This window comes from Polynucleobacter sp. 35-46-11 (assembly GCF_002281105.1).
Genome location: NZ_NCFJ01000495.1, coordinates 1 through 1,856, shown reverse-complemented (window position 1 = coordinate 1,856; position 1,856 = coordinate 1). Strand labels below are relative to the sequence as shown.

Annotated in this window: 3 protein-coding genes; all 3 read left to right on the top strand. The window is 46.7% G+C overall.

What is annotated here, in order from left to right:
• Nucleotides 1-340: ferritin family protein (locus tag B7Y67_RS16795; protein WP_293599607.1), on the top strand; the 340-nt coding region annotated here is incomplete at its 5' end.
• A gap of 62 nt (nucleotides 341-402) precedes the next feature.
• Nucleotides 403-570, top strand: coding sequence for a rubredoxin (locus tag B7Y67_RS16790; protein WP_293599606.1), 168 nt, complete (start codon nucleotides 403-405; stop codon nucleotides 568-570).
• A gap of 48 nt (nucleotides 571-618) precedes the next feature.
• On the top strand, nucleotides 619-1,788 hold the full coding sequence (locus tag B7Y67_RS16785; RefSeq protein WP_293599605.1) for an FAD-dependent oxidoreductase: 1,170 nt from the start codon (nucleotides 619-621) through the stop codon (nucleotides 1,786-1,788).
• Nucleotides 1,789-1,856: the final 68 nt, after the last annotated feature.

Sequence of the window (1,856 nt, the reverse complement as noted above, 5' to 3'; positions counted from 1 at the left end):
TGATCAAGAAGTCATGCACGCCTTTGGTCACCTAGACTTACTCCACCCTGCCAATACGATTACCCCAGCTCGCGCCTTAGAGATCGCAATCGAGGGTGAGACATATGAATACACCGAAATGTACCCAACTTTCCGCAAAACAGCGGTAGATGAAGGCAATGAAGCGGCGGTAGTGGAGATTGATGAGCAAATTGCTGAATCAAAAGAGCATGCAGAGCAGTTTCAAGCCATGTTGGCAAAAGCAGCAAAACGCTTTGCAGCCTTGGCTAATGTAGAGGAGCGCCATGCTAACCACTACAAAAAGGCCTTAGAAAAAGCGAAAGAATTTGCTGCAGTCTGAACGTCTTTAGAAATAAAACAGAATTAAATTTAAACTGATCAAATTATCTTAAAGGAAATATCATGAAATCTTGGCAATGTATCGTATGTGGCTTCATCTATGACGAAGCAAAAGGCTTACCGGATGACGGTATTCCTGCGGGCACAGCTTGGGCTGACATCCCAGAAGATTGGGAATGCCCAGACTGCGGTGTAGCAAAATCGGATTTTGAAATGGTGCAAATTTCTTAATTCAAGCCTTACATCACTCATTTAACTGCATTACTAGGGAGTCCAGCTTTGGATCATCAGAATCAATCATCTCCATCAGAAATTGTCATCATCGGTAGCGGCTTGTCCGGCTTTACAGTTATTCGCGAATTGCGCAAGCTCGATAAAGCAGTACCGATCACTCTGGTGACTCGCGAGCCAGGCTACTTTTACTCAAAGCCCATGCTCTCTACCGCACTAGCGAGTAATAAATCTGCAGAGCAATTGGTTTCAAGCAATGCAGAAGGTATGGCAGCCCAATTGGAGATTACGATTTTGGATGGCCTTGATGTCACTGAAATCAACACAGCTTCCCAGACAATTGAAACCTCTAAAGGATCGATTCCATATGGAAAGCTGGTGCTAGGCTTGGGCGCAGATCAAATACGCCTGCCTTTGCAAGGTAACGCTGCTAAGGAAGTGATTACAGTAAATGATCTGGAAGAGTATGCCCAATTTCGCAAGGCAATCGCAGGCAAAAAACGCATTGTGATTTTAGGTGCTGGACTGATTGGGTGCGAATTTGCAAACGATTTAGTTTTGGGATCTTATGAAGTGGATGTGATAGATCTAGCGCCCCAAGCCTTGGGTCGACTCCTTCCTGAAGCAGCAGCTCAAGCACTCCAAACTAAGTTAAGTGAGGCGGGTGTTCGTTGGCACTTTGGAACAACCGTGCAATCAGTGGATCGTATTGGTGAATCCCTCACAGTGACCCTGGCTAATGGAACGGTAATCACCAGTGATGTATTTCTATCAGCAGTAGGATTGAAGCCTCGACTAGATTTGGCTAAAGCGAGCGGCATTGCAACAGGCACAGGAATTACAGTGAATCGCCAGTTGGAGACTAGCGCAAAGAATGTCTTTGCCATCGGTGACTGCGCTGAAGTAGATGGCCTGGTTCTACCCTATGTCATGCCAATCATGCAGGCAGCACGTGCTTTAGCGCCAAACCTCATCGGACAGCCAGCCACCCTCACCTATCCTGCTATGCCGGTGATGGTAAAGACGCCCGCCCTTCCAACGATTGTTTCTCCACCAGCAAAAGGTGCGCTTGGCGATTGGAAAATCAATACCGTGGAAGGCGGCCTTGAGGCACGTTTTGAGTCGAGTGATGGCAAGCTGCTAGGCTTTGCTCTTTTGGGAACAGCAACAGCACAACGCGGTGCCCTGACAAAAGAGTTGCCGCCAATATTGCAATAAGCGGTAGATTAATATCGCCCATTCAAATTGTTTTTTGAAATAGCTTCATGGAATAAGTAAAAGGCCCG